Annotated in this window: 21 protein-coding genes; 10 read left to right on the forward strand and 11 right to left on the reverse strand. The window is 63.9% G+C overall.

Features of this window, described 5'->3' with window-relative positions:
• Positions 1–91: 91 nt before the first annotated feature.
• Complete coding sequence (locus tag ABIC76_RS04290) at positions 92–1,396, forward strand: MFS family transporter (protein ID WP_354533086.1); 1,305 nt, start codon at positions 92–94, stop codon at positions 1,394–1,396.
• Positions 1,397–1,487: 91 nt separating this feature from the next.
• Here the strand turns inward: ABIC76_RS04290 and ABIC76_RS04295 are convergent, their stop codons facing one another.
• From ABIC76_RS04295 to ABIC76_RS04305, 3 genes are all read right to left on the reverse strand, one after another.
• On the reverse strand, positions 1,488–4,082 hold the full coding sequence (locus tag ABIC76_RS04295; RefSeq protein ID WP_502947833.1) for a 2-oxoglutarate dehydrogenase E1 component: 2,595 nt from the start codon (positions 4,080–4,082) through the stop codon (positions 1,488–1,490).
• 259 nt (positions 4,083–4,341) lie between these two features.
• Positions 4,342–5,961, reverse strand: a complete 1,620-nt coding sequence (locus ABIC76_RS04300) for a methyl-accepting chemotaxis protein (RefSeq protein ID WP_354533087.1) — start codon at positions 5,959–5,961, stop codon at positions 4,342–4,344.
• A gap of 25 nt (positions 5,962–5,986) precedes the next feature.
• Entirely contained in the window at positions 5,987–6,160 is a 174-nt protein-coding gene (locus ABIC76_RS04305; protein WP_354533088.1) for a hypothetical protein, read from the reverse strand.
• A gap of 649 nt (positions 6,161–6,809) precedes the next feature.
• On the opposite strand from ABIC76_RS04305, the gene ABIC76_RS04310 reads away from it, so the two are divergent.
• A complete protein-coding gene (locus ABIC76_RS04310) occupies positions 6,810–7,547 on the forward strand; it encodes a response regulator transcription factor (protein ID WP_354533089.1) in 738 nt (245 codons plus the stop codon).
• A gap of 308 nt (positions 7,548–7,855) precedes the next feature.
• Here the strand turns inward: ABIC76_RS04310 and ABIC76_RS04315 are convergent, their stop codons facing one another.
• The 3 genes from ABIC76_RS04315 to ABIC76_RS04325 form a co-directional block, all read right to left on the reverse strand.
• A complete protein-coding gene (locus tag ABIC76_RS04315; RefSeq protein ID WP_354533090.1) occupies positions 7,856–8,224 on the reverse strand; it encodes a hypothetical protein in 369 nt (122 codons plus the stop codon).
• A 589-nt stretch (positions 8,225–8,813) separates the two neighbouring features.
• Positions 8,814–9,641, reverse strand: a complete 828-nt coding sequence (locus ABIC76_RS04320) for a phosphate/phosphite/phosphonate ABC transporter substrate-binding protein (RefSeq protein WP_354533091.1) — start codon at positions 9,639–9,641, stop codon at positions 8,814–8,816.
• Positions 9,628–10,602 (reverse strand): fatty acid desaturase, encoded by a 975-nt coding sequence (locus ABIC76_RS04325; protein WP_354533092.1) that lies wholly within the window; start codon positions 10,600–10,602, stop codon positions 9,628–9,630. Before ABIC76_RS04325 ends, ABIC76_RS04320 begins: the two co-directional genes overlap by 14 nt.
• Before the next feature lie 303 nt (positions 10,603–10,905).
• On the opposite strand from ABIC76_RS04325, the gene ABIC76_RS04330 reads away from it, so the two are divergent.
• Genes ABIC76_RS04330 through ABIC76_RS04355 form a run of 6 tightly spaced genes read left to right on the forward strand, consistent with a single transcriptional unit; the run spans position 10,906 to position 17,061 of the window.
• Positions 10,906–12,075 carry an ABC transporter substrate-binding protein gene (locus tag ABIC76_RS04330; protein ID WP_502947834.1) on the forward strand — a complete coding sequence of 390 codons (1,170 nt, stop codon included), beginning with the start codon at positions 10,906–10,908 and terminating at the stop codon, positions 12,073–12,075.
• Positions 12,076–12,094: 19 nt separating this feature from the next.
• Entirely contained in the window at positions 12,095–13,933 is a 1,839-nt protein-coding gene (locus ABIC76_RS04335) for an ABC transporter permease (RefSeq protein ID WP_354533093.1), read from the forward strand.
• A 53-nt stretch (positions 13,934–13,986) separates the two neighbouring features.
• Positions 13,987–14,577: an OsmC family protein gene (locus ABIC76_RS04340; RefSeq protein WP_343547923.1), complete on the forward strand. Its 591-nt coding sequence runs from the start codon at positions 13,987–13,989 to the stop codon at positions 14,575–14,577.
• Positions 14,561–15,415, forward strand: a complete 855-nt coding sequence (locus ABIC76_RS04345; protein ID WP_354533094.1) for an ABC transporter ATP-binding protein — start codon at positions 14,561–14,563, stop codon at positions 15,413–15,415. Before ABIC76_RS04340 ends, ABIC76_RS04345 begins: the two co-directional genes overlap by 17 nt.
• A gap of 2 nt (positions 15,416–15,417) precedes the next feature.
• Complete coding sequence (locus ABIC76_RS04350; protein WP_354533095.1) at positions 15,418–16,170, forward strand: ABC transporter ATP-binding protein; 753 nt, start codon at positions 15,418–15,420, stop codon at positions 16,168–16,170.
• Between the two features lie 39 nt (positions 16,171–16,209).
• Entirely contained in the window at positions 16,210–17,061 is an 852-nt protein-coding gene (locus tag ABIC76_RS04355) for a VOC family protein (protein WP_354533096.1), read from the forward strand.
• A gap of 106 nt (positions 17,062–17,167) precedes the next feature.
• Here ABIC76_RS04355 and ABIC76_RS04360 read toward each other — a convergent pair whose 3' ends face one another.
• The 5 genes from ABIC76_RS04360 to ABIC76_RS04380 form a co-directional block, all read right to left on the reverse strand.
• The gene (locus tag ABIC76_RS04360; RefSeq protein ID WP_354533097.1) at positions 17,168–18,142 is read right to left on the reverse strand and encodes a hydroxymethylglutaryl-CoA lyase; all 975 of its coding nucleotides are present in this window, start codon (positions 18,140–18,142) and stop codon (positions 17,168–17,170) included.
• Complete coding sequence (locus ABIC76_RS04365; protein WP_354533098.1) at positions 18,139–19,371, reverse strand: CaiB/BaiF CoA transferase family protein; 1,233 nt, start codon at positions 19,369–19,371, stop codon at positions 18,139–18,141. Before ABIC76_RS04365 ends, ABIC76_RS04360 begins: the two co-directional genes overlap by 4 nt.
• Positions 19,372–19,380: 9 nt before the next feature.
• Positions 19,381–20,685, reverse strand: a complete 1,305-nt coding sequence (locus tag ABIC76_RS04370) for an MFS transporter (RefSeq protein ID WP_354533540.1) — start codon at positions 20,683–20,685, stop codon at positions 19,381–19,383.
• 199 nt (positions 20,686–20,884) lie between these two features.
• On the reverse strand, positions 20,885–21,784 hold the full coding sequence (locus ABIC76_RS04375; protein WP_354533541.1) for a LysR substrate-binding domain-containing protein: 900 nt from the start codon (positions 21,782–21,784) through the stop codon (positions 20,885–20,887).
• Positions 21,785–22,140: 356 nt separating this feature from the next.
• Positions 22,141–23,814 (reverse strand): GMC family oxidoreductase, encoded by a 1,674-nt coding sequence (locus ABIC76_RS04380; protein ID WP_354533099.1) that lies wholly within the window; start codon positions 23,812–23,814, stop codon positions 22,141–22,143.
• A gap of 433 nt (positions 23,815–24,247) precedes the next feature.
• On the opposite strand from ABIC76_RS04380, the gene ABIC76_RS04385 reads away from it, so the two are divergent.
• The gene (locus tag ABIC76_RS04385) at positions 24,248–24,772 is read left to right on the forward strand and encodes a VOC family protein (RefSeq protein WP_316898975.1); all 525 of its coding nucleotides are present in this window, start codon (positions 24,248–24,250) and stop codon (positions 24,770–24,772) included.
• A gap of 67 nt (positions 24,773–24,839) precedes the next feature.
• Positions 24,840–25,616 (forward strand): class II aldolase/adducin family protein, encoded by a 777-nt coding sequence (locus ABIC76_RS04390; protein WP_354533100.1) that lies wholly within the window; start codon positions 24,840–24,842, stop codon positions 25,614–25,616.
• The last annotated feature ends 20 nt before the right edge of the window (positions 25,617–25,636 follow it).

The raw sequence follows: 25,636 nt of genomic DNA on the forward strand, positions 1-25,636 counted from the left end.
CAACTCCGGGGCGCGACAACCTGCGACATGTCGCTACAATTCTGAGGATCAGCTTAGGCTGCCCACAGAACAAACACACCGAGACGCCCTCATGGATAGCACTGCCACCCCGCATGCGGTTGACCCGCACGACACACGTCGCCGCATCTTCGCCATCGTCGGCGCGTCGTCGGGCAACCTCGTCGAATGGTTCGACTTTTACGTCTACGCGTTCAGCTCGCTGTACTTTGCGCCGGCGTTCTTCCCAAGCGGTGATCGCACGACGCAACTGTTGAACACCGCGGGCGTGTTTGCGGCGGGCTTCCTGATGCGGCCCATCGGGGGCTGGCTCTTCGGCCGCATTGCCGACAGGCACGGCCGACGCACAGCGATGATGATCTCCGTCCTGATGATGTGCGGCGGCTCGCTGCTGATCGCGGTGCTGCCGACGTATGCGCAGATCGGTGCACTGGCCCCGTTCCTGCTGCTCGTGGCGCGGCTGTTCCAGGGCCTTTCGGTGGGCGGGGAATACGGCACCAGCGCGACCTACATGAGCGAGGTGGCATTGCAGGGCCGGCGCGGCTTCTTTGCCTCGTTCCAGTATGTGACGCTGATCGGCGGCCAACTGTGCGCCGTCCTCGTACTCGTCATCCTGCAGCAACTGCTGACGACGGCCGAGCTGAAAGCCTGGGGCTGGCGCATTCCGTTTGTGGTGGGCGCCCTCACGGCGCTGATCGCCCTGTACCTGCGCAAGTCGCTGCACGAAACGCAGACGACCTCCGCGCGCAAGGCGGAGCACGCCGGCACGATCCGCGGCGCGTGGCAGCACAAGGGCGCGTTCCTGCGCGTGATCGGCTTTACCGCCGGCGGCTCGCTGATCTTCTACACGTTCACGACGTACATGCAGAAATACCTCGTCAACACGGCGCACATGGAGACCAAGACCGCCTCCAACGTGATGACGGGCGCGCTGTTCGTCTACATGATCCTGCAGCCCGTATTTGGTGCGCTGTCCGACCGCATCGGCCGCCGCAATTCAATGCTGCTGTTCGGCGCCCTTTCGGTGCTTGGCACCGTGCCGCTCATGAAGGCGCTGGCCACGGTGTCCACGCCCCTCGCCGCCTTCGGCCTCATCACGCTGGCGCTGGCCATCGTCAGTTTCTATACGTCGATCAGCGGCCTGATCAAGGCCGAGATGTTCCCGCCCGAAGTGCGCGCGATGGGCGTGGGCCTGTCGTATGCAATTGCGAATGCGGTGTTCGGCGGTTCGGCGGAATACGTGGCGCTGTGGTTCAAGCAAGCCGGCAGTGAATCGACGTTTTATTGGTACGTGACGGCGCTGTGCGCGGTGTCCTTCATCGTGACGTACTTCATGCCCGATCCGAGCAAGGAAGGGTATCTGCGCCACGAGCCGTAATCGCGGCCAGGCGTTTCAACCACAAGCCCATACCGCGACCACCGATGTCCCAGACGGCGGTCGCGGTCGAGCTTCCTGCATCAGCTTCCGATTAGCGCAACGTGCCCAGCGCGGCCGCCACCAGGCGACGCTGCTCGGCCTGATGCGCGCGCACCGACGCATGCGCGCCCGATGGCGTCGGGGTGCGGCACACACTGGCCAGTCGGCTGCGCTCCGGAACACACGCCTCCAACGCTTCACGCACGAAGCGCCATGCGCCCTGGTTGGCATCCTCCTCCTGCGCCCAAACGATTTCCTTCAGGTTCGGGAATGCCGCCAACGCAGCGGCGAGCGCCTCCTCCGGAAAGGGGTAGAGCTGCTCCACGCGGACAAGCGCCACATCCGTACGAGCCTCCCGCTCGCGCTGCGCCTGCAGTTCGTAGAAGAACTTGCCGCTGCACAGCACCACCCGCGTGACGGTTTGCCTGGCGACCACCGAGGCATCCGCCAGCACCGGCATGAAGCACCCGTCGATCAGGTCCTGCACGCACGAATGCGATCGCCCGTTGCCATGGAGCTGCGTCTTCGGAGACATGACGATCAGCGGCTTGGGCGTTGCCAGCGCGGCTTGCTCGCGCAGCAGGTGGAACCATTGGCCCGATGTCGACGGCATGACCACGCGCATGTTGTCATCCGCGCAAAGCTGGAGAAAACGCCCCAGGAATCCGTTGGAATGCTCCGGCCCGACGCCTTCGTGGCCGTGCGGCAGCAACACGGCCAACGCAGACTGGTAGCCCCACTTGTATTCGCCAGAAGCGATGTACTGGTCGATGAAGACCTGCGCACCGTTGACGAAGTCGCCAAACTGGGCCTCCCACAACGTCAGCCGCGACCGGGTCTGCACGCTGTAGCCGTATTCGAAGCCCAACGCCGCTTCTTCCGACAACGGCGAGTTGACGATGTCGAACGTGCCCTGGCACGGCGCCACGTGCTGCAACGGAACGTACCGTCGGCCTTCGTCGGACAGCGTTGCCTGGGAATGCCACACCGCGTGCCGATGCATGAACGTGCCGCGCCCGACGTCCATGCCGGACAACCGGATGCTGTGCCCGTCTTCCAGCAGCGTGGCATGGGCCAGGTTTTCAGCCAGGCACCAGTCGACCGTATGCGCGCCGCTCGATACCGCCGTGCGCCAGCGCTCGCACAATCCGCGTACGACATCGTGCAGCAGCACGCCGTCGGGCGGCGTGGTGAGCGTCTGCGTCAATGCCTGCACGCGGTGCAATGACAACGGCTGCAACTGGCGGCGCGCCGCACCGTGCGGCAGCGAAGCGTCGGCTTCACCCCGGGCAGCGCCGGGGCCCGCGTGCAAATCGCGCACGGCCGCGTCACGCAGATCTGCCAACCGGGCTGGTTCCGCGCTGGCCGCGTGATACAGCTCCGTGACGGTCGGATGCGCGGCAATGGCCGCGTGCAGCGCGGGCTGTGTCACGGCGGGCGTGTCGTGCTCCGAATGCCCAAGGCGGCGATAGCCGATCAGATCGATGACGATGTCGGCGCCATGCTCCATGCGGTACGCAATGGCAATCCGAGCGGCACGCATGACGGCTTCGGGGTCGTCAGCGTTGACGTGCAGCACCGGCGCGTCAACCATGCGCGTCACGTCGCTGCAGTAGTCGTGCGCACGCACGTCCATCACGTTGGGTGTCGTGAAGCCGATCTGGTTGTTGACGATCACGTGCACGACGCCGCCTGCCGTGTAGCCGCTGCGGCGGGTCAGGTTCAGTGTCTCCATGACAACGCCTTGCCCGGCGAACGCCGCATCGCCATGCACCATCACGGGCAGGCACGGTGTGCCGGGGTGCTCGTCCACATGCGCGCGCGCCATGCCGCACACGACGGGGTACACGCTCTGCAGATGCGATGGGTTGGGCGCCAGCACCAGCGCCACCTCGTCGCCGCCCACCATCCGGCGCGCCCGTCCACCAAGGTGATACGGCAGGTCCCGCTGGGTGAATGCAATGTCCGAATCCGGATCGAGCCGATCGAGCATGCCGCGCGCCCCAAACCCCATCACATTGACGAGCGTATTCAGGCGCCCACGATGCGGCATGCCGAGAAACACCTGCCGCACGCCATGGCCGGCACCTTCCTCCACCAGCGTATCGAGCAGCGGCACCAGGCTCTCGCAGCCCTCCAGGGAGAACCGCTTGGCATGCGCGAACGTGCCGCCGACAAGACGCTCCCACATCTCCGCCGCCACCAGCCGGCGCAGCAGCGAGCGCTTCTGGTCAGGTGCGAGCGGCGGTGCCAGCAGTTCCGCTTCCATGCGCGCGTAGAGCCATGCGCGGCGTTGGCGCTTGCGCACGCTGCTGCAATCGAGGCCGATGGCGCCGCAGTACACGCGCCTGAGCTGCCATTCGAGTTCCTGCATCGTCGTCGCGGTGGGCAGAACCGCGTTGGCGGCATCGCGCTTCTGCGCCGGGTCGAGGCCATGAAACCGCAGGCGAAGCTCGGGCACGTCGGGCAGGGGCACGCGTGCGAGCGGGTCCAGCCGCGCGCGCCGATGCCCGTGCTCGCGATAGGCGTCGATCAACTGGGTGACAGGGGTGAGTGGGAGCGCCGTGGCAGGGCCGGCCGGCGCATTGGACAGGTCAAACCCTGCGGCCGGACCCGGGTCGGCCATTTGAGGAGCGTGCGAGGACATGGTTGTTCAGGAGATAAGAGACACCGTGGGTGGGTCCCGCCATCGGCACGCCGGCGCACCCGCGCGCGCAATCCTCCAACCAGCACAGCGGTTGCGCAGCAGACACCTGTTCGGCAAATGGCGGGACCGTTCGAAACGCCAAAGCAAAGCGCTACGTCGATTCCTTCTGTAACGAGCCGCCTGGCGACGACCCGTGCCTCCTCCGTTGGACTGCTGACTGCAACATCACTGCGACAACAACTGCGAATGACAAACGTGTCTAAGCGCGCGCCCAGCCAGCTTGCGCCAGCGTGGCCGTCCCGCTCTGTGCGCCATGCGCATGACCCGACATGTCGCCATGCAGCTTGAACGCGCTGACCATGTCGGCCAGCTGATCGGCCTGGTCCTGCAGCGCCTGTGCCGAGGTCGCGCCTTCCTCGACCAGCGAGGCGTTTTCCTGCGTGACCTTGTCCATCTGCGTGATGGCCTCGTTGATCTGCTCGATGCCTTCGCTCTGCTCGCGGCTTGAAGCGCTGATCTCGGCAACGATGTTGGTCACGTTCTGGATACCGGCCACCACGTCGCGGATGATCTGGCCGGCCTCTTCCACCTTGGCGGTGCCGGTGCCGACGTGGTTGACCGAATCTTCGATCAGCGCCTTGATCTCCTTGGCCGCTGCGGCACTGCGCTGCGCAAGGTTGCGCACCTCGCCCGCCACCACGGCAAAGCCGCGGCCCTGCTCACCGGCGCGCGCAGCTTCCACTGCGGCGTTCAGTGCCAGGATGTTGGTCTGGAACGCGATGCTGTCGATCACACCGATGATGTCGACGATCTTGCGTGACGACGCGTTGATGGTGCTCATGGTCTCGATCGCCTCGCCCACGGCATCGCCGCCCTTGGTCGCCACCAGCGAGGCATTGGATGCCAGGCGGCTCGCTTCCTGCGCGTTGTCAGCGTTCTGCTTGACGGTGGAGGTGAGCTGCTCCATGGCCGCCGCCGTTTCTTCCAGCGAGCTGGCTTGCTGCTCGGTGCGGCTGGACAGATCGATGTTGCCGCTCGCCACCTCGCGCGATGCACGCGCGATGGTGTCCGTCCCGCCACGCACACGACCGACGATGCCGTGCAGGTTGTCGGTCATGCGCTTGAGCGCGGTCAGCAGGCGCCCGATCTCGTCTTGCGCGCCGACCTCAAGACGGTGCGTCAGATCGCCCTGCGCCACGGCTTCGGCCAGGTGCAGCGCACGGTTGATCGGCCCGGTGATCGTGCGGGTGATGAACGCGCCTGTGGCAATGGCAAGCAAGGTCGCCAGCACGGCAAGCACGATCATCTGGATCTTCGCGTTGGCCCCTTGCTCGGCGGCTTCGCCGACGTCGTGCTCCATCTCGCTGGCCTGGCGGTCCACCATCTTGTCGACCAGCACGTAGTACTGGTCTTGCAGGCGGCTCATGTCACCCTGGTACAGAACGCGTGCGTCTTCGGGCTTGTTGGCGTCGATCAACTCAAAGAACTTGCGCACACTGACACCGTAAGCGGAACGCGCGTCGAACTGTTCCTTGAAGAGCGCCTTGCCCGCATCGGTCGTGAGCATCTTCTCCAGGCGCCCATACGCCTGCCCGTTGGCCTGGCGGATGGCTGCGTAGTCGCTCATGTACTTCGCTTTCTGGTCGGCCGACGTGGCCAGCAGCAGATTGCTGAGAATGCCGTTGGCCTTGTAGCCGTTGTTCTTGATCTGGTTGCTCAGGGCGATCAGCGAATAGCGCTCGCTGACGATCCGGCCCATCTTCGTGTTGTTGTCGTCCAGCCGTTGGATGCCGACGGCGGCGGTCCCGATCAGCAGCGCCACGACAAGCGCGAACGCTGCACCAAGGCGCACCCCGATCTTCATATCCGAGATTCTCATTTGCTTCATTCCTGTTTCAGCGGCGTCAGAGAGAGACGTCATGACCTGGCGATGTACGCAGGTGCATGCGTTGAAGCAGGAGCATCTTGAAGACAGGTGCGGCTGTCGTTGACCGATCTTCAAAGCCGTCGCGCTGCAAGATTGCCCAGGCTGCTTTGACCGGAAATGACGGCACGGCAAAAGGATTCTTGAATGCCATGCCGGGGCAGCCTCGCGCTTCAAACCTGTGCACTCGGCGAGAGAGGTCCGTGCTGATCTTGAGCTGGGTGGCGCCAGTATTGGCCTGGCGGCACATCGGCGCGAAACGAAGAGAAGGAACGCGCACCAAATTCGCGCTTTTGTGAATCGTGACGGCGCAAAAACTTCCGATCTGAAATTATTTTAATTCTCGTATACGGACCGAAATTGAGCTGCCCAGTGTGCTGCCACGCGCGTTGGCTCCATGCTCAGCGGGCGCGCATCGCGCGTGCTGGAAAAGCGGGCCGTCACACGGAAGCAGTCAGCAGACGAACATCCTGCAGCTACGTGCTCCGCAGAAGAGGAAGGCACACGCAAACGCGCAGCGACCGCGCGGCCCGCCGAAGACCGGTTCATGAGGTTGTCAGATACGCGAGGCGACTGATGATTCGCGGGTTTCTTTATGCGCTTTTGCGCAAATACGTTTCATGAGATGCGGATTGACATGTTCAATTGACAATTGCACAGTCAACAAAAACGCAATCAGATCTAAACGTGATTTCACTCTTTATAGGGATGTGTGAGCAAATTGTGAACGTTATGCTTGGCCCCAGTTTGAAGCGCCGTCTGCAACGATTTCTTCAGCGCGATGGCTTGAAGGGGGAAGCATCATGAAGTTCGCCATATTGACCTCAAACCCATCCAGCTTTACCTACGTGGCAAGCTGCCTGTCCAGCCAGGACACGGAATGCGTCCGCTTTGACGACGCCCTGGGGCTGCTGCGTGCGCGCCGCACAGAAACGTTTGACCTGCTGATGATCGACGCGCAGCACTTCCGTACAGCCGGGCAGCTCGTGCTTTCGTGGCGCGAGTGCAATGCCGACATGCGCTGGCCCACCCTGGTGTTCGGCCAGTTTGCAGACCGCGGCGACATGGCCTCGGCCTTCGACGCGGGCGTGGACGACGTGTTGAGCGGTCACTTCACCGCAGAAGAGCTGCAAGCCCGCGTGCAACGGGCGCTGCGCCGCGCCGCGCCAGTGCGCCAGAACGCCGGCATGCACGTCGTGGTGGGGCCGTATCGCCTGTGCCGGCTGACCCGCACGGCCACGGTCAACAGCATCCCGGTTCGCATGACGGCGCGGGAGTTTGCGACGGCATGGCTGCTGTTCTCCTCGCCGGGTTCGTTCCTGTCGCGTCAGCAGATCGCGTCAGCCGTGTGGGGCGCAGACGCCAGCATCGTGGAGCGCTCGATCGAGCAGCACATCTACAAGCTGCGCAAGAAGCTTCAGTTCGGCCCCGAGACCGGCGTGGAACTCAAGACGGTGTACGCACGCGGCTACCAACTCGCGGTGCAAGCCGCCGGCAACGGGCCGGCAGACGCACCGCCGCCCTCCAGCCTGGCCGCTTAAACGACCTTTTTGCGCAAACGATTGCGGTTCGAAAGGGCGCGTCTCGCTCACGGCAATGGTTCGAGTGGTTCTTAATAAAAACACTCAAGGCATAGGCATTGAGCGCTCGCATTAATAAATGCAGCGCTTGTTTAAAAAAACATTGCCTTGTTAATTGTTATCGCGTTAAGGATGTCCTGCGGGGAAATTCACCGCGCATTGCTCCTACGCGCAACCCCTTCGGATTCATTGCGTGTCTACAAAGGCATGGGGGGCATTCTCGAAAAACCTGGCATTCCCGCCCGTCACGGGAATGCGTCAATCTGTTGTTATTGGCTGTAGCCACGCCGCTCGATGGCGGCTAATACATTCCACGTCTGCGGATCGACGTCGCGGCCCCCGAGCGACATCGACACGTAGGCATCAATCGCATCCACAAAGCCTTTGATGAATGTCGGCGGGAACGCGTGTGCAGAGAGGTGTTGAAGCTCTGCCCGCAGCATGCCCGGTCGGCATTGGCCGTGGGAGCGCATGGCGGTGCGTATCCGCTTGAGATACGCCTGCGCTGCCATTGCGCCGTTCAGGTAAGTGCGATTTTTGGTGAGCGTGCCTGTGTCAGACGACGTGGGCGCGTGCGTGGGCAGTTCGGGTGGAGATGGATGAGACGCGGGGCGGTGCCCGCTTTCGACAGGTGGCATGTCGGCCTCTCTAAGTTGCAGTGGAGGCACGCCATTCGTCGCCAGACGAGGGGTGGCGGGCCTGACGGCGGGGCTGGCGAACCGGCCCTTAGAGAACGACCGGCAGACCCGAAGGTCTCCCCGCCCGGCCCGCCATAAACAACACAAGCGAGCAAGAGCGGACCATCGCTTGCGCGATAGCCTCTCTAAGAACTGCTAAACAGGTCGCCAAACCCGGCTGCCGTTGGTGCGGCAGCGGGGGGATTATAGCGATGGGAGCCGCTTGCAACTTCTGATTCTGTGCACGGAGCCTCCGGGCTCTAGTGGGCGGGCGCGCACCGTACATCCTGGCCCAATGCGGGCGGCGATTGAACCGGCGATTCCAGCCGAGCTGCTTGGCTTGAGCAGTTTGGCAACGGCCCGATGACGGCCGAGGTCCAAAACTGGCTATCGGAGGTCGAGATTTTTTGAGCTTGGACTGCGGAAGGCGAGTCGTCGAAGCTCGCGCTGGGGCCCCAGAGGCCCGAGCTTGACGGTTGAAGGTCCACGGTCGGACCTTAGGGGCCCGTCATCGGCAGTGGCTGGCTCGACCTCGATCCTTCCGGAAACGTCACCCCAGTTCCCCATACCCACGCATGCGCGCCTCGCGTGCCATCACGGCGATGGGCCGGTAGTGCGCCAACGTGGTCGGCACGATGTCTTCCAGGCGGAGCCTCGAGCGCAAGCCGGCGTCTTCGTGCAAGGCTTGGCGCATCGCGTTCCTCACGCGCTGCACCAGCGTGTCGCCCGCGCGGCGTGAGGCGATGAAGGGCAGGCCGGCCACATGCCGTGTCGAGCCGATCTGCCGCAGCCCCGCAACCAGGTCCGGCCTGTGCTCTGCGGCAAAGGCGAGCGTCACGCAGTCGATCGCGGCAACGTCGGCTTCGTCATCGGCAACCGCCGCCAGCGACCGCAAGTGCGAGCCCGTGTGCACGACGGCCCCGAAAAACCGCGCGCCGCGCACCAGCGGCGCAACGGCGTGGCGCAGCGCGTTCATGCCGCTGTGCGAATCGGGGCTGTTGCAGGCTACGCGTGCGCCCCGGCACGCGGCCAGGGTGGCGGGGCCATCTTTGGCGCGGACCACGATTGCACTGCTGTAGGCTTCCTGCTGGCAGCCGGGCACCATAAAGCGCGGGGTGCCGATCAACTGCACCCGCGACGCCAACCCGCGAATCAACGGGTAGCCGCAGGTTTGCGACAGCAACACGTCGTCGCGCCGCCAGAATGCGTGCAGCGCTTCGGGGCTTTCGCCGGGGTCCACGGTGTCCAGCATCACGGGCGACGTGCCACGGCCCAGCGCTTGCGCTGTCCGCTCGATCAGCGTGGCCCAGTCGTCCCGCAACGACGCAGAGACGTTGTACATCGGGAGGGCCGCCACCCAGCGCTCACGCTTCGCCATATTCGCGATATTCCCCAGGACCATGGAACAGCGGATGCGCAACGGGCGCCGCTACGCGCAGCGCATAGCGGATCAGCCATTCCCGATAACCGCGGACATGGAAGCCACCGTTGCGCGCGAGGTAGTCGTCGGCGCGGCGCCGGTAGACCCATGCCAACGCAAACCACGGTACGCAAGGCAGGTCGTGGTGCACCAGGTGGTAGTTGTTGTTGAGAAACAGCAAGCGCCACATCAGGCCGGCGTCGTTGATGACACTGCGGGTGGCGTGGGAATCGGCCGGGCGATGCTCCTGGAACGAGCGGATCGCCGCCAATGACAGCGCCGGATAGGCCACGCCCAGCAGCATGAGCCAGGCGGGCAGGCCGCAGGCCGTCTGCAGCCAGACGAGCAGCGCCGCGACGGCAAGCAGGTGGGCCGCCCACATCGGCGCGTCGCGCCAGTCGCCCGAGCGCAGCGTTGCGAGAGCATCCGCCGCAATGGTGAAGATCGAGAACGCGGGCTGCAGCAACATGCGCCCCGCCAGCGTGTTACGCACGGCATACAGCTTGCGCATGGCCGGGCTGGCGGCGTGCCAGTCGACGGCGAAGAGGAAGTAGCTCTCCGGATCGGTGTCGGGATGCGTGAGTTCAGCCTCGTGGTGCTGCAGATGCAGGCGCCGGTACAGGCCATATGGCAGCCAGATGCCGAGCGGCGCGGCGCCAAGCAGGGCATTGAGCCACGGCAGGCGCGTCGGGTGGCCATGCAGCAGCTCGTGCTGCAACGACAGGTACCACGTGGTGCATAGCGTCAGCAGCACGCACGCCAGCGGCAAACCGAGTTGCCGCACATGCGTGGCAACGCCAAACCAGGTCGCATAGACCGTGGCGATCAGCAACCACGTCGGCAGCTCCGTGCGCCACAGCCAGTGACGGGCGGCCTGCGCCAACTCCGTGCGCTGTCGGTCGTCAAGATAAATGGCCATGCGTGCAGGCTTGCGTTGTGGAACGAAAGCACAGCATACGGGCCGGCCCCGCACCACTGGAACGAAGGATTGCCGATAACGACATGTGGCAGTCAGCCGCTAGCGCACATGGCGTTCAGGGCCTTCTTTGCGCCGCATGCAGCGCCGTGACGCAAAGCTCGCATCTGCTGGTCGATGCGCTTTGCAGCCCGGTCGCTGCAACGCAAGTGCGCGAATATGCATGCTCCCAATCCTTCGTTGGCACGCGTGCACCGGCAGCCCATAGTGATTGCTTCTCGAGTGCAATGAGCGATGGAGCAAACGATGTCTGTGCTGCTTGGATGGCGACGCTGGGTGGTTCGCGCAATGTGGGTGGCGGCAGCCGGTGCTGCCGGACAGGCCGTGGCGGCACCGGCCTCGGGCGAGCCCCTGTACTTTGGCGTGTCCGGCCCGCTGACCGGCCAGAACGCGCAGTACGGCGCGCAATGGAAGGCCGGCTTTGACCTGGCGCTGGAGCAGATCAACGCTGCCGGCGGCATCCACGGGCGACCGCTGCAGTATGTGTTTGAAGACAGCCAGAGCGACCCGCGCCAGGCCGTCGCCATTGCGCAGAAGTTTGTGAACGACCGCCGCATCCTCATCGAACTGGGCGACTTCTCCAGCCCAGCGTCGATGGCGGCCTCGCCGATTTACCAGCGCGCAGGGCTCGTGCAACTGGGCTTTACCAACTCGCACCCGGACTTCACCAAGGGCGGCGATTTCATCTGGAGCCCGTCGGTCAGCCAGGCCGATGCTCAACCGCTGCTGGCTGATCTGGCCGTCAAGACCGAAGGCTTCAAGCGCGTGGCCGTGCTCTACCTGAACACCGACTGGGGCCGCACCAGCAAGGATGTATTCGTGACGGCCGCCAAGCAACGCGGCGCGCAGGTGGTGGCCACCGAGGGCTATCAGTCCGACGAGAAGGATTTCCGCTCCACGCTCGTGCGCGTGCGCGACGCCAAACCCGACGGCATCGTGCTGATCTCGTACTACGCAGACGGCGCGCTCATCGCCGGGCAGTTGCGGGCTACGGGCATCCAGTTGCCGATCGTGGCGGCCAGCTCGGTGTATTCGCCCAAGTTCCTGGAGCTGGGCGCGACGGCCGTCAACGGCGTGGCCACCAACACCACGTTCTTCCCCGACGAGCCGCGGCCCGAGGTGCAGACCTTCGTCAAGCAGTTCCGCGCCAAGTACCAGCGCGACCCCGACGCCTTCAATGCCTTTGCCTACGACGCCGTCATCCTGGCCGCCGAAGCGCTGAAGGCGGGCGGCACCGACCGCCGCGCCATCCGCGATGCCCTGCCCAAGCTGCGCGACGTGCCCAGCGTGGTGTTCGGCCGCGCCACGTTCGACCCGGCCACGCGCCGCGTGCTGGGCGTGCGCAGCGTCAACGTGGTGGTCAAGGACGGCAAGTGGACGCTGCTCGATCGCAAAACCACGGTCGCCGCGCAATAACGGGGCGGATGAATCGAAGATGGAATCGCTGCTGCATGGGGCGTGGCTCGACTACACGGTCAACGGGCTCGTCGTCGGGAATATCTATGCGTTGCTGGCAGTGGGGCTGGCGCTGATCTTCGGCGTCTCGCACCTGATCAACTTTGCGCATGGCTCGGTCTATACGGTCGGCGCCTTCATCGGCTGGTTTGCCATCACGCACCTGCATGCGCCGCTGTGGGTGACGATCGCGCTGGTGATCGTCGGCTCGGCGCTGCTGGGCATGGGCATCGAGCGTGTCGGGTTGCGCCCGCTGGCAAATGCACCGCGCATTGCACCGCTGCTGGCCACCATCGGTTTGAGCTACGTGATCGATCAGGTCGTCCAGTTGCTGGCCGGGCCAGACCCACGTGCGCTGCCGAACCCCTTGCCCGACTGGCGCTTCGCGCTGGGCGGCGGCAACATCGGTGCGCTGGACGTGCTGATCGCGGCGCTCGGCCTGGCCAGTGCGACGGTCCTGTTTGTATTTCTGCGCTACACGCGGCTGGGTTGGGCCGTGCGCGCCACCGCGCAGGACCGTGATGCCGCGCGGCAGATAGGCGTGAGCACGCACGCGGTCAACCAGGCCGTGTTTGCCATCGCCTCTGCGCTGGGTGGGCTGAGCGGGCTGCTGGTCGGCATGTACTACAACAACATCAGCCCCGCGATGAGCTTTCAGGCCACGCTCAAGGGCGTGGTGGCGGTCGTGATCGGCGGTGTGGGCAATGTGCCCGGGGCGATTGCGGGCAGCCTGCTGCTCGGCCTGACCGAGAGCTACGGCGTCGCCCTGTTCGGTACGCCGTATCGCAACCTGTTCGCCTTCTTGCTGCTGGTGGGCGTGCTGGTGTGGCGGCCGAATGGCCTGTTCGCGCGCAAACCCGCGCTGCCGCCCGAACCGCTGACGGGCACGTTCATCGCACCGAGCCGCCCGATCAACGTGCCGCGTTGGGTGTGGCCCGTGGCAATTGCCGTGCTGGCCGTGGTGCCGCTGACCGGCGTGTCGTCGTATGTCGTGCAGGTACTGACCAACGCATGGCTCTACGCGCTGCTGGCGTTGTCGCTCACGCTGGTGGCGGGCACGGCCGGGCAGATCTCGCTTGGGCATGCGGGCTTGCTGGCCATCGGGGCCTATGCCTCGGCGCTGCTGGCCATCGATGCCCAGGTGCCCGTGCTGCTTGCCGTGCTGCTGGCCGGCGTGGTGACTGCCGCGCTCGGCACGCTGCTGGTGCTGCCGGCGTTCCGCTTGCGGGGGCACTACGTGTCGATCGCCACCCTCGGCATCGGTGAGATCATCGCGCTCGTCATCCTCAACTGGGAAAGCGTCACGCGCGGTCCGATCGGCGTGGCGGGGATTCCACCGTTGGCGGCCGGCAACTTCGCGCTCGACTCCGCCGCGGCGTTCTACTGGGTGGGCCTGGCTGCCGTGGTGGCACTGGGGCTGCTGCAGCGGCGCCTGCTGGGCACGCACCTGGGCCGCACCCTGCGCGCGATCCGCGAAGACGACGTCGCAGCGCGCGCCTACGGCGTCTCGCCCGCACGCTACAAGGCGCTGGCCTTTGGAGTGGGCGGCTTCCTGGCGGGCGTTGCCGGTGCCCTGACCGCGCATCTCTACAGCTACATCAACCACGAGACCTTCGGCTCGCCGATCTCCATCCTGGCGCTGACCATGGTGATCCTCGGCGGCCTGGGCAGCGTGGCGGGGGCGGTGATCGGCGCGGTGGCGCTTGTCGGCCTGCCTGAACTGTTTCGCGTCACGGCCGAGTACCGCATCCTGATCGTCGGCCTCACGCTTCTGCTGCTGGTCCGCTTCCGCCCCCAAGGCTTGCTGGGGACGGTCTGACCCGCCGTATCACACCACTCGGCACCACTGCGCACCACTCACACGAGGACCCCATGAGCACGCTCAACGATTACCTGATCGAAAAACGCGCGGCCGTACTGGCACGCGAAGCACGCATTGCGTCCGGCGCCTTTGAACCGGTGCGTCTGGCTGCCAGCGTCAGCGCTGAAGGCCGCAGCGGCGTGCGCCGCGTACGCATTCGCGAGCACCAGATCATCAGCGACAGCCCGCCGGACTTTGCCGGCTACAACCTGGGGGCCAGCTCTCCGGAACAGCAACTCGGCGTGCTGGGCTCGTGCGTGACGCATATCTTCCTGATCCAGGCCGCGCAGCATGAAGTGCCGATCGATTCACTGGAAGTGGAAGTCACGGGCCAGATCGACGCCCGCGCCGGTCATCCGGGCTACGAGCACGTTCCGGTGTATCCGCACGACATCGGCTACACGGTGCACATCGCTTCGCCCGCATCGCGCGAGCAGCTCGACGCGCTGTTCGAAGCGGTCGAGCGTACCTGCCCGATCCTGAACCTGCTCAAGCATCCGCAAACCATCCGGGCCACGCTGCAGCACACGCGCACGGGCGGCGCCGACGGCTCGACTGACAGCGCGACCGACCCGCAGGCAGACCATGCCGTCCCGGCTTGAACTACGCGGCGTCACGCGGCGCTTCGGCGGGTTGACAGCGGTCGACGGCATCGACCTCGACGTGGCCGACGGCGAGGTCGTCAGCCTGATCGGCCCGAATGGCGCAGGCAAGACCACGCTGTTCAACCTCATCACCGGCGTCGACACGCCCGATGCGGGCACGGTGCGCGTGGACGGTGCCAGCACCACCGGCTGGCGCGCCGAGCAGCTTGCTGCCGCCGGCGTGGCACGCACGTTTCAGCACGGCCGCGTGTTCGGCAACCTGAGCGTGCTCGACAACGTGCTGATCGGCGCGCACACGCAGCTGCGCGCAGTGCGGCCGCGGTGGCCGGTGATCGGTCCACTGGCCGAACTGGTGCTGGCGCTGTGGCGGCCAGCACGCGTGCGCGATGAGGAAGCCGCACTCCACCAACAGGCGCGCGACATCCTCGCGCTCTTTGGCGAGCGCCTGCTGCCGCGTCTGCATCAACCGACGTACACGCTGTCATACGCCAACCGCCGCCGCGTGGAGATTGCCCGCGCGCTTGCCGCACGCCCGCGCCTGCTGCTGCTCGACGAACCCACCGCCGGCATGAACGAAAGCGAAACTGCCGAGATGCAGCACATCATTGCCGCACTCAAGGCACAGGGCCAGACCATCCTGTTGATCGAGCACAAGCTCGAACTCGTGATGCAACTCTCGGACCGCGTGATCGCCATGGACAACGGCCGCAAGATCGCCGAAGGCCGGCCCGAGGCCGTGCGCAACGATCCCGCCGTCATCGAAGCCTATCTCGGCCACCGCAGCGTGGGAGCGTTGGACACATCGGCCGCCGGTCCCACCGCCCTGGCCGCATGACCATGACGACATCCATCGCCACGCCTCCCCCGCTGCTGCGGTTTGCCGGTATCCACACGCACTACGGCCCGGCCCAGGTGCATTTCGACGTGAACCTGGAGGTGCGGCCCGGCCAGATCGTCAGCCTGCTGGGCGGCAACGCCAGCGGCAAGTCCACCTCGATGAAGCTGATCCTCGGCCTGCACAAGCCGACCGCCGGCGACGTGCAGATCGATGGGGTGTCGACGCTCAAGCTCTCGACGCCGCAGATCATCCGCCTGGGCGTGGCGTCGGTGCCCGAAGCCCGCCGGTTGTTCGGGGCCATGACGGTGCGCGAGAATCTGCTGATGGGCGCCTTCACGCGCAACCCGCGCCGCGAACGCACCGCCATCGCAGAAGACTACGAGCGCATGCTCGCACTCTTCCCGCGCGTGAAAGAACGCCTGCATGCGCTGGCCGGCACGCTATCGGGCGGCGAGCAGCAGATGGTGGCGATGGCCCGCGCGTTGATGGGGCGCCCGCGCCTGATCTGCATGGACGAGCCGACCATGGGCCTGTCGCCGCGCTATGTCGACCATGTGCTGGACCTCATCGCACAGGTCAACGCCACCGGCGTGTCGGTCTTCATGGTGGAGCAGAACGCCAGCCTCGCCCTGCGCATCGCCCACCATGGCTACGTCCTGCAAAACGGACGTATCGTGCTGTCTGGCCCGGCGCGCGACCTGTTGCACGATGCACGCATCCGCAGCGCCTACCTCGGCGGTGAGGCCGCCTGACGCCGGACACCACTCGCATCCCTTCGAACCGGAACCACCATGAGCCTGACCCTGGACCACATCGTCATCCGCGTGAATGATCTGGAGCGCGTCATTGCCGACTACACGGCGCTGGGCTTCACCGTGCAGCGCGGCGGCACGCATGCCGACGGCGTCACGCACAACGCGCTGGTCGGTTTTGCCGATGGCAGCTACCTGGAGCTGATCGCCTTCCTGCAACCCGCGCCCGAGCGCCGCTGGTGGTGGCTCGGCGAGCGGCATGGCGAAGGCTATGTCGACTTTGCCCTGCTGCCGCACAACGTGGGCGCCGTGGTCGATGCCGCGCGTGCGCGTGGTCTCGACTACGAAGGCCCGCTGCCCGGCGGCCGTCTGCGCCCCGACGGCGCCCAGCTCGTCTGGGAACTCGGCCGCCCTGCCACCCCCGATCTGCCCTTCCTGTGCGGCGACGTGACCCCGCGCCACCTGCGCGTGCGCGAAGGCGAGGTGCGCGAGCATGCCAACGGCGTACAGGGCATCGCTTCAGTCACGGTGGTGGTTCGGGATATTGAAACGAGTCTGGCGCGATATCGCGCCCTGCTCGGATCGATACAGGTGCCGGCCCCGGTAACGTTGGCCGGCGTGGGCATCGCCTCGGCGGTGGTGCCGGTGGGTGACGCGGCCGTGGTGCTGGTCAGCCCGTTGCCGGATAGCCAGTTGCCTGCCGCGCTGGATCTGGAGCATCACCTCGTTACCCGCGGTGAAGGCGTCCTGGGGCTGACGCTGTCGAGCACCGTCGCGACAACGGCATCGCTGCCCGTGGAACAGACGCACGGCGCGCGGATTTCGGTGCGTCCGACTGCCGGCGCGCGGCACGCAGCAGAGGGTGCATTGGCGGAGGCGACGCTCGTCTGATTCCGGTGGGGACAGCGCTTGTTGTAAGGGTTCGTCGCTGATGCCGCCAACGCCTGCAACGGAGAGCGTTATCGGAGCAGACGGAAGCAACACGCGGACTATCTTGTCAAACTCGCGCATCTGCTCGCGCTCGTATCGCCTCGAGGTCGTGCGGAGCGGGATGCAGTTGAAGCCGTTGTCCGGCTTTAGCGATCTGACTCGGCGTGTCGTGTCCGACCAGCGCAGGAAGGCGACGCGATACCGCCACCAGACCAGCCAGGTTGACTCCTGTGTCGTAGCCCATCAGTTCAAGCGCATGCACGGTATCTTCGGTACAGATGTTACCGGTGGCCCCTGGCGCGTACGGACAGCCGCCAATGCCCCCCAGTGAAGCGTCGAAGCTCTCTGCGCCGGCATCGATTGCCGCCAGCACATTCGCGAGCCCCATGCCTCTGGTGTTATGGAAGTGCAGCGTCAACGCCGCATCGGCCCATCGTTCACGGAACGCTCGCACAAGCGTGTTCACCTGCGTGGGATATCCCATGCCGGTGGTATCGCACAGCGTGATGCTGTCGGCGCCCAACTGCTCCTGAAAGCGGCCCACCCAGTCGAGCACGGTTGCCATCTCGACTTCGCCTTCCATCGGACAGCCGAATGCACATGAGAGCGAAACGTTGACGCGAACGCCAGCCCTGCGAGCCAGTGCAGCCACTTCCTGCAGCCCGCCAAACGACTGCTCACGGGTCATGCGCAAATTTGCGAGGTTGTGCGTTTCGGTGGCCGACATGACAAGGTTCACCTCATCCGCCCCACAGTCGATCGCACGCTCGGCACGCCGTACGTTCGGCACGAGCGCGCTGTACACCGTGCCCGGCACGCGACGAATGCCTTTCATCACGGCCTCTGCGTCAGCCAGGACGGGAATGGCCTTGGGGGAAACGAATCCAGTAACTTCGATCTTGGCCAGGCCCAACGAGGACAGCGCGTCGATCAGCGCAATCTTCTCTTCCGTGGGTACAAAGGTGCATTCGGCCTGCAATCCATCCCGCGGGCCGACCTCCTGGATGCGGATGCGGCGGCGATTCCCGTTCCAGGCAGTCATGCGATGACTCCCTTGTTCCGCAGCACGTCGATCTGATCATCGGCGATACCGAGTTCTCGCAACACCGCAGTCGTGTCCTCTCCCAATCGCGGCGCAGCGGTGCGAACGGTGCCCGGTGTGCCCTCCAATTTCGGGACCACGCCCGGCACTTCCAACGTGTCCCCTTCACGGGTGCGCTGCGAGAGGATCATGTCTCGTGCACGGTAGTGGGGGTCTTCAACGATGTCCTTGGCGGTATAGACTTTCCCGGCCGGTACGCGCGCTTCAGCCAGCAGGTGCAACGCCTCTTCGACCGTTCGCAATGCCGTCCAGCTGCCAATGGCGCCATCCAGTTCTTCAACCCGGGCGACACGGCCCGCATTATTGGCAAAGGCAGGATCGTCCGCGAGATCAGTGCGCCCGATGGTGTGCATCAGGCGCTTGAAGATGCTGTCACCATTGCCGGCGATCAGGATGTAGCCGTCCACACACCGATAGGCATTTGACGGTGCGATGCCTGGCAAGGCGCTCCCCGCAGGCTCTCGCACGGCACCAAACGCGCTGTACTCCGGGATCAGACTTTCCATGACGTTGAGCACAGCCTCGTTCAGGGCCACGTCGATGACCTGGCCCTTGCCGCCGTTCACTTTGCGGTGGTACAGCGCCGTTAGAATGCCGATCGTGCCGTGCAACGCGGCGAGCGTGTCGCCAATGGAGATACCGCACCGCACAGGTATGCGACCCGGCTCGCCGGTGAGATGACGCAGTCCGCCCATGGCTTCGCCAATGGCGCCGAACCCGGGCAAGTCACGGTATGGCCCCGTCTGCCCGTAGCCAGAGATACGCAACATCACCAGGCCCGGGTTCAGTTCCGACAGCACATCCCAACCGAGCCCCCAGCTTTCCAGCGTGCCGGGGCGGAAATTCTCAATGAGCACATCGGCTGAAGCAATCAGTTCTCGCGCAATCTCTTGCGCTTCCGGGTTGCGCAAGTCGAGCGCCACCGAACGCTTGTTTCGGGACTGCACCTGCCACCATACGGAGGTGCCGTCCTTCAGCATGCGCCAGTTGCGCAGGGGGTCGCCCGCGCCGGGTGGCTCGATCTTGATCACCTCGGCGCCGAACTCACCGAGCGTCTTGCCGGCAAAAGGCCCGGCGATCAATTGCCCCATCTCGATAACGCGCACCCCTTGAAGTGCCATGGGAGCGCGATCGATTCCGTTACCGGGTTGCACGTGTTGCTGTTCCATCTCTCTGCCTCAGTCTTTTGCGCGCAGCTGGGCTGGCATCGCGAACGTCAGGATGGCCGCACACACAAGCCCGAGGCCGCCAATCAGGTAGAGCGCCGGCGTGGTGCTGCCCGCCATGTCCTTGATGCGTCCGACGACCACCGGACTCACGATCCCGCCCAGCTGGCCCAGCGTGTTGATCAGGGCAATGCCGGCTGCTGCCCCGGCCCCAGCGACGAGCTTGGGCGGCAGTGCCCAGAACGCGGGAATGGCGGCCACTAGGCCCGCGCCCATCATGGCGAGGGCCAGGACCAGCATGGCGGTCTGCTTGTCGAAAATGCCGGCGCAGAAGAATCCCACCGAAGCCAGCAGCATCAGCCCAATCACGAACTTGCGGCGCTCACCCGTACGGTCGGACACACGGCCCACGACGACCATGGTGAGCGCCCCGCACAGGTATGGCACAGCCGTCAGCAGACCGATGGTGGTGGGGTTGGTGATTCCAGACGTGCGAATCATGTGCGGCGCCCAGAAGTTCAGGCCGTACGAACTCACCTGGATCAGGAAGTAGATCAGGCCGAGCATGAGGAAACCCGGCGTCTTCAACGCACCGATCAGCGAGTGGCCGGCAATGTCGCGGTTCTGCCGCGCGATGTTGGCGCTCAGGAGCGCACGCTCCTCCGGCGCAAGCCAGCGGGCATCTTCAATACGGTCCTTGAGTACCTTGAAGACGATGTAACCAAGCACCACGCACGGCAGCCCGCCCACCAGGAACAACCAGTGCCAGCCGCGCATGGCAAGCACACCGTCCATGTGTGAAAGCACCAGGCCCGATGCAGGCGCCCCGAGCAGCCCCGCAAAAGCAGATGCCAGGAACAGCATGGACGTCATCCGGCCGCGGTAAGCCGCCGGGAACCAGATCGTCAGGTAGTACAGCACGCCCGGAGCAAAACCTGCCTCCATCGCACCAATCAGGAAGCGCAGCCCATAGAACTGCCATTCCGTTTGCACAAACGCCATCAGCGCGGTGGCAATGCCCCACGAAACCATAATGCGGGCAATCCACCGCCGGGCGCCCACCTTGTACAGCATGAGGTTGCTCGGCACCTCGAACAGCACATAGCCCACGACGAACAGCCCGGCGCCGAGCCCGTATGCCGTGTCGCTCAGACCCAGATCGGTCTGCAATGAAAACTTGGCAAAGCTGATGTTGATGCGATCAAAGAAGGCGAACAGATAACACACCATGATCAGCGGCATGACGCGCCACGCGATCTTGCTGACGATGCGCGCTTCGTCGATTTGCGTCGGTGGTGTGGCCGCCTGAAGCGGCATGGTTTCCGTGCCAGCCATCGTTGTCTCCTGTGGATGCCGATATCAGGCGACGGGGCGCTCACATGGGTGAGGCTGCCAACCTGCATCGTTGTGGTGCGCTCTGAATGGCGCGTGCAGGCATTCTGGTTGCGGCGGGGCCGCGGCAGAAGAACAAATGCGAGAACCGAGCTTTCACGAAACGCGAAAGCAGCCTTGGAAGCTAAGGGGTGCTCGATCTCAGATGGTCGATCAATGTGCGGACGTGGCGTGGCACCGCATTGATGTCACGCAGGCCCAACAACAGGCTTCGCTGGGCCCAGTCATCTTTGAGCGTGATCTGGCGCAACTGCATTGAGCGCACCAGCTCACGCACGGCCTGCAAGGGCAGCACGGCGACACCCATCCCGGCGGCGACCATCTGGCACATTGCGTCGAAGCTTCGCACGCGAATGCGCAGCTTGAGGCGGCGCCCCATGGCCTCGGTTTCGGTCTGTAAGCGTTCGGCCAGCGACGTCCCCTCTGACAAGCTGACAAAGTCGTAGTCGAGGGCTTCCGCCAAATGAAGTTCTCTGCGACGGCTGAGCGGATGGTGCTTGGGCACGACCAGCCCGAGATGGTCTTCGCGGTAATCCAGACACTGCAGGCCGAGCGTCGGCGTACGGTCCGCAAAGATGCCGACGTCAGCGCGGCCGTCTAGCACCGCCAGGACAATATCGCTGCTGTTCTTCTCTTCCAGCTCGATCCGGATGCCCGGATTCGCCTGCGTGAAAGCGGCCAGTTGCTGAGGGAGGAATTGCGTCACCGCAGAGGTATTCGCCCAGAGCCGCACAACGCCGACGATGCCGGAGGTGAAGTCCGACAGCTCGGCTGCAAGCAGATCGACGTCCGCGAGGATGCGCTGCGCATGGCGGTAGAGCGCCTGGCCAGCCACTGTGAGCGTCACGCCCCGCGAATGGCGTTCCAACAGCGACGCGCCCACTCCGACCTCCAGATCGGAAATGCGCTTGCTCGCAGCGCCGACCGCCAGATGCGCCAATGCGGCCGCCTTGCTGATGCTGCCGGTGCGTGCCACTAAAGCGAACAGCGATAGAGAAACAAAATCGATGCGGTGTGGGTTGATCATGGCAGCAGATTGGTGGGCGTTGCTCAGCGGATGGTATAGCTAGGTTAATGGCATCCGCTGCTGCATCGCTAGATAACGGCAGACAAAAAAGGCTGTACCAAAATCGCGTGTAAGGCATTGATTCTGCTGGCCTGCTTCCACCTTGGCGAAAAGAAAAGTCTGTACCAAGCAGACTCATCGACAGACAAGCAAGAGACACAAAATCTGGCCAACCACATGGCGCCTAGTTGGCCAGACTTTTTATCGTCGACCACGGGCTCGACGTCTGGACAGCCCGTTTTCCGCTGTGGCTATGCGCCGAGGCAGCTGCACTTCACTGCCGGGGGCATCCCAAGTACGGCCGGCCCGCTCGCCTAGGCGGGGACACGCGCTTCGGCGATCGTTTCCGCAGCTGCCGACAAACCAGCCGCTGTCTCGACGCCTTGCCACATCGCAGCTGCCTTCGCGGCCATCATCATGATCGGCACATTAGGGTTAGCCGGAACGAGAGTCGGCATGACAGACGCATCCACAACACTCAGCCCTTCTAGCCCGCGTACGTTCAAATCTGGATCGACCACTGCATCGTCGTCGCTTCCCATTGGGCAAGTGCTGGCAGGGTGAAACTGTTGGCTCGCATTGGCGCGGATGAATGCGTCAATTTCAGCGTCAGTACTGAGCGCGCCAACTGGCATGACCGGCTCGCCACGAAACGCGTCCAACTCCGGTGCGTTGACGATTGCCCAGGTTTGCTTGAAACCTTCCCGCAGGGCCTCAATGTCCTGCGGAGCCGACAAGGAGTTGTAGAACACACGAGGCCGATCAGCCGGATCCGCAGATTTGAGCAGGATCTCGCCCCTGCTCCGTTGGCCCACCAGCTGCGTGCGAGTCACGAGGCAATCCTGATAACGCCGCTTGATGCCCGGAAACCATGTGTCGGCATAGGCCGGCGGCATCTGCAAGTACAGCTGCAGGTCTGGCATCGACAGGTTCTGCTGCGATTTGATGAAGCCGATGATGACGCCCGGAAGCCTCGACGACGGCCCGCTACGTAGCAGCACCGCTCGCAGCATGTTCACCGCGGCCTTGTCGAACCGGAGGGATTTCTGAAATGGACTGGGCTGTTTCCGTTTCCACATCATCGGGAACGCTAAATGGTCTTGCAGGTTCTTCCCCACCGGCAGATCGATGATTGGACTGATTCCCATCGATTGCAGATGATCCGCTGGTCCCACACCCGACAGCATCAGCAAATGCGGTGTATTGATGGCCCCGAGGCAAAGGACTGTCCGCCGAGAGTAGACCTGCTCTCGCGCGCCGCTCCGCACATATTCGACACCGATGGCGCGTCTTCCTTCGAACAACACCTTGGTCGCCATCGCTCCGGTCAGAACGGTGAGATTGGGGCGCCCCAGAACCGGATGCAGAAAGGCTTTTGCTGAAGACGAGCGTCGGCCCCCTTTGATGGTGTATTGCAGAACCCCGAATCCCTCAGGTTGGTCGCCGTTGTGATCTTGCGAGATGGGATAGCCCAGTGAACGAATGGCGTCGAACCACGCCGGTGCGATGGGATCATCGATCGGTGGGGTCAGCGCCCCGAGTTCGCCGGCCCCACCTCGCCATGCATTCTCGCCGCCATCCCAAGCTTCACACTGCTTGAAGTAGGGCAGGACGTCCTTGTAGCACCAACCCGGCGCACCTTCATCCGCCCACGCATCATAGGTAGCGGGATGTCCACGCGTGTGTGCCATGTAGTTGATCGACGAACCGCCACCGATCACCCTGCCGTGCGGAATATCGTTTCTTCGACCCCCGAGCCCGGGATCTGGCTCTGACACATCCGACCACCGATATAGGTTGTTGGCTGTCATGTGAACGATGCCTACGGGCAATCCGATCATCGGATCGCGATCCCATTCGCCCGCCTCCAAGAGCAATACACGCACATTTGGATCTGCCGTCAGCCGGTTGGCCAATACGCATCCCGCCGATCCGGCGCCGACGATGACAATGTCGAAAGACTTGTCGATGTGGTCTTTGTGGCCCACTACGAATCCTCCTGCAAACCGCTCACTGGCTCGTGTATTTGAGAGATGGGTCGAAGCTGCCACCGCAGACCGGCAGTCGTTGCCTCTCTTTGCATCCCGCGACGTCGCGCAATAGCGCCTCCCCGGTTGAAAGGAGTTTGCGCATAAATCCGATCTTAGTCAATTATTTAAGTGAGCTGGGCAACAGATACCTCAACACGTCCACGCACCGTCCGCCGGTTCTGCCAGCGTTGCCTACCGTTAAATTTGCGCATCTTGCGACCTAACTGAAGCGCCATGTCTGATATTTGTACGGTACTACGCAGCGCCTAGGGGCTATCCCGGAGCCCTCCCGAGTCTAGTTGCCTCTTGTGCGAAGTGCTGATATAACTCGACTAACGCCGGCTTTTTGAGGCCGTGCAGCACATTGGAGTACCTCACACAGGAGTCCGCAATGTTGATCGGCAAGTTGGGCCCCGTCATGCAAGTCGCCTATGTAGTCGACGACGTTGATGCGGCCATCGCGCTCTGGAACAAACTCGGCATCGGGCCATTCTTTGTCTCCCGACACATTCAGTACGCGGAGCAGACATATCGAGGCCAGCACACCGAATGCGACATCACGGCCGCGTTTGCGTACTCGGGCGACCTGCAGATCGAATTGGTCGAACAACACAACGCGGCGCCCTCCGCCTTTGCGGATTTTCAAAATCGGTACGGTGCCGGCGTACAGCACGTTGGGTTGTTGTCCAACGACATAGCGGCTGACACCGCCACCCTTGCCGATCAAGGGTTCTCACCCCTGCATCGCACGCTCTCTTCCATTGGCGTTGAAACCGTCTTCTTCGAGCCCCCGTTGCTTGGCGGCACAGTCCTGGAATTGATCCAGGCGAGCCCCCTGATCACGGAAGGATTCGCCCAGATGAAAGCGGCAGCCCAAGCATGGGACGGCACGGGTCCCTCTGTCATTGAGTTCTAAGCACACCTACCCACCCATCGTCATGACGACCGACGGGCCCTTGTGCGACTTTTGGAGAATTTGAACGATGCTAAAAATCGGCGATACCGCTTACCCCTCCTTGAAGGGCAAGGTCTCGGATGACGAATGGAACATTCGGGTACAAACAGCTGCGTTGTTCCGCCTCATTCCTTTCATGGGGTGGGATGACCTTTCCATGCAATTGGTCTCGGCACGCGTAGGGGACGACTTTCTCGTCGCCCCATCGGGATTGCTGTTCGAAGAAGTCACTGCGTCCAGTCTCGTCAAAATCAATCTGGAAGGCGATGTCGTCTCGGAAAGCCCATTCGGCCCTGTTCAAAACGCGTGGTACCCCATGCGGGCCGTACATGAGGCTAGGCCGGACGCAAACTTCGTGATCCACTCCCACGACGACATCATTGCTGCGGTGGCCTGCAATGCTGATGGCCTATTGCCGATCTCTCAGTCCGCAGCCTTCGCGATTGCAGACGGCTTGGCCTATCACGACTACGAAGGCGTCGAAACATACGAAGAACGCATACCTTCTTTGCAGCGGTCCCTCGGCGCCAACAATAACGCTGCGATCCTGCGTAACCACGGACTTCTGACGCTGGGGTACGAAGCAAAACATGCCTTCATGCGGCACTACAACATCCGCAAGGCCTGCCGCATTCAGTTGCTGGCGAACAGTGCGAAACATGGGGAATTGATCCGCTTTCCGCAGTCTCTTCTCGATGAGTTCCGCCATGAACTCATGCGTGTTGGTCAAGCTGACGGCACGATGGATCCATGGCCTGGAATGCTGCGTAAGCTCACCAAGTTGGATCCGAGCTTCACGGACTAAAGGCGCCGCAGAATGCAAAA

The organism is Ralstonia sp. 1138, assembly GCF_040544795.1.
GTDB lineage: Bacteria > Pseudomonadota > Gammaproteobacteria > Burkholderiales > Burkholderiaceae > Ralstonia > Ralstonia flatus.